Origin of the sequence: Maridesulfovibrio ferrireducens (assembly GCF_016342405.1) — a bacterium.
Classification (GTDB): domain Bacteria; phylum Desulfobacterota; class Desulfovibrionia; order Desulfovibrionales; family Desulfovibrionaceae; genus Maridesulfovibrio; species Maridesulfovibrio ferrireducens_A.
In genome coordinates this window covers 1-2,947 of record NZ_JAEINN010000053.1, presented here as the reverse complement: position 1 = coordinate 2,947, position 2,947 = coordinate 1, and the positions used below count along the sequence as shown (strand labels likewise).

At 49.3% G+C, this 2,947-nt stretch carries 3 protein-coding genes; 2 read left to right on the top strand and 1 reads right to left on the bottom strand.

Annotation, left to right across the window (positions count from 1 at the left end; all coding sequences use genetic code 11):
* Positions 1-171: 171 nt before the first annotated feature.
* Positions 172-444: a hypothetical protein gene (locus JEY82_RS19575; RefSeq protein ID WP_304088992.1), complete on the bottom strand. Its 273-nt coding sequence runs from the start codon at positions 442-444 to the stop codon at positions 172-174.
* On the opposite strand from JEY82_RS19575, the gene tnpB reads away from it, so the two are divergent.
* Together tnpB and JEY82_RS19565 are read left to right on the top strand one after the other, a co-directional pair.
* Positions 432-803 carry an IS66 family insertion sequence element accessory protein TnpB gene (gene tnpB, locus JEY82_RS19570; RefSeq protein WP_304088990.1) on the top strand — a complete coding sequence of 124 codons (372 nt, stop codon included), beginning with the start codon at positions 432-434 and terminating at the stop codon, positions 801-803. The two genes, JEY82_RS19575 and tnpB, sit on opposite strands and share 13 nt — an antisense overlap.
* Before the next feature lie 229 nt (positions 804-1,032).
* A complete protein-coding gene (locus JEY82_RS19565; protein ID WP_304088986.1) occupies positions 1,033-2,805 on the top strand; it encodes an IS66 family transposase in 1,773 nt (590 codons plus the stop codon).
* Positions 2,806-2,947: the final 142 nt, after the last annotated feature.

Below are 2,947 nucleotides of genomic sequence, written 5' to 3'. Positions count from 1 at the left end.
GACTATCCCCTAGCATGGGTCTACGGAGGATAGGAAATGGGAAAAACAGTAGCATATTCACAAGAAACCAAGGCTGAACTCATCAGCAGGTATAAACAATCAGGTTTGTCACAAATTCAATTTTGCAAACTACCAGATGTTCCAATAGCTATGTCCACACTTAGCACATGGTTACATCCACCTAAGACTAGTGGTCTTGCAGTCAACAGGTCTAAAGGGAAGGCCAGGTCGGCCACAGGCCTCAATATCGTCTGCTACAACATTGGAGAGAGTTCCAGTAACAAAATCGGTGGAGGCGGTGCTCCAAAGCCATCTCTCCCGGAAATGATCAAGTTCCAGCAGGATGTGTACGACTGCTGCAGTCATCTGTACGGCCTGAGCTGCAACGGGCAAAGCATCAGGCTTCTTTCCCAGATCAAGGGGGCATTGCGATGAGCCTGCCATTTGACACGAGCCTGGAGGGCAAGAAGATATTCCTGCGGGTCGGTGCAACTGATTTCCGTCGTGGGATCCGTGGGATGGTCTCCCTGGTGGTCGGGGCCATGAACCTGAAGATGGACGAGCAGTCCCTATTCGTTTTCTGTTCGACCAGCAGGAAGCAGATACGCATCGTATATTGTGAAGGGGCGGGCTGCTGGATGTTGGCCCGGTCCGTCCGATATGGTTGCTACTCATGGCCTATGGACAGTGAGACTGCTGCCGGGATGACAGGGGACGAGCTTCGCGAGTTGCTGGCAGACCCCATCCCTTTGGGGCATCTCAAGGCACGGGGTCTGGTAAGCAGAATGGATCTGCATATCTGATAAAAAGCACATTATTTTATGTATGGTATATACTTGAATACGCCAATACAGGCTTTGCACGCCCCTGTTTTGGCGGTTTTATGTTTTAGCTCCACCTTCGCTCCGATCTCTCCACCAACCGCCAGCGAGGGCCCTCTGGATGCAGATTTAAGCACCAGCGCCTCTATTAATTTCTTTGTATAGAAAGAATTATGTTGATTATTTCAGCCTGATATGGTACATTTCCCTTATGAGTAAAGATGAGGAAATAACCAGGCTCCAGATGCGTGTCACTGAGCTGGAGAAGGAAAAAAAGAAGGACAAGGAGAAGATATCCACGCTCTCAGAAAAGATCGTTACGCTCGAAGAGGACATTGAAGTCCTCTCCCGTGCAGTGCGTTCCAGTGAGCAGAAGCTCCGTCTCGAGCTCTTTGTCAGGTTCGGCAGCTCCAGCGAGAGATACCGCAAATACTTCAACATCTCTGAGGAGCTTATCCGCAAGGCAGAGGAAGGCTCACTCAGTGATAATGAACAGAAAATCATTGATAATGCAAAGGAATTGGTTGACTCCGACAAAATGCATGAGGCTTCCAACAAGAAAGGCTCTAGGAACAGGAACCCAGAACACAGGACTAGGGGCAACGGGTGTGGAAGACAGACCTTCGACCCCTCCTATCCCAGGGAAAAACAAGAATTCAAGCTTGCGGACAAGTGTCACAAATGCGGCACGACCCTTGTGGATATCAACAGCGCGGATGTCCATGAGTACATCGAGCTCCTTAGCAACAACCTGAGCATCATCCAGCAGATAAGAAACAAGGGCTACTGTCCTTGTTGTGGTGAGACCCATGACGAGAACGGTATCCAAAAACGTAATATCATCACGGCACCTGCTGACGAGCGGTTCATTCCAGGGGGCCTTGCCGGTGACAGCCTCATAGCCGCCTCCATAGTGGACAAGTTCTTCTGCGGGCTGTCTGTGACTAGGATATCAAAACGTTTCAGGAATCTTGGTGTGGACCTGAGCGAGCAGAACTTTGCAAACTGGCACATGCGTGCCGGTACCGAGCTGGAACCTGTTGCCGAGGCAATAAAGGACTCCATCCTATCGCAACCTGCCATTAATGGGGATGAAACCAGAATCCAAGTCCTTGATGAGAAAGGACGTGCCGACCATCTTGATTCTTGGATGTGGGTAATCTGCAGTGCGACCCCAGGCAAGCCTGCTGCCTATTTCCAGTATGATGTATCCCGCTCAAGTGATGTTTTCAAGGGCATCGTCGGCGACTATGCAGGATTCCTGCAGGCTGACTGTTATGTCGGCTACCAGGTGAAAAAGCAAGATTACCAGTTTACGCTTGCACTCTGTTTGGCTCATTTGAGGAGGCGTTTTATCGATGCCCAGAAGGCTGGGGCCTATCCGGAGGGTTCGGTCGGCTATATCACGCTGGACAGGATCATCACTACCATCGGAAAAATCTACAAGGCTGACAAGACATATCGTACCCTGTGGCTGGATGACAAGCTGATTACAGAGCAGCAATTCATGAGGACCAGAAAACAAGAGTCGATTCCCCTGTTTGAAAAGCTGTCCGAATGGATTAGGGGCCGTTACGACTTTCACAGGGATGAAGAGTACATCATGGATGGCATGGATTATTACCTCAACAGTGAGCTGATATTCAGATCTTACCTCAATTGTGCCAATCTAAATCCAGACAACTCGAGAAGCGAACGTATAATCCGCGCATTTTCCACAGTTAGGATGAACGTGCTTTTCGCAGGATGCCCTGCGGGTGCACACACTCTTGCTACCCTCGAGACCATCATACAGACTGCCAACTTATGGGATCTTAATCTCCATGAGTATGTCACCTATCTTCTGAAGGAAGTGACAAAGTTACGCAACCTGAAGGCAAACTCTGTGGACTACAGCCAGTTTCTGCCTTGGAACCTGACACCTCAGCTTCGTGAAGAATTGGGAGTACATTCAATGTCCATCAAGAAAAAGAAGTCTGTGTAGGATAATCCTATCCGTTTCTGATCACAGATCACACTCACCTCTGTCCCCAGACAGGGGGCAGGTGTATGCCCTTTTCTATTCAAGGCTCAATATATAGGAATGGGGGGTCATACTGCTAGAGTGTATTTGGTTTGATGCTCAC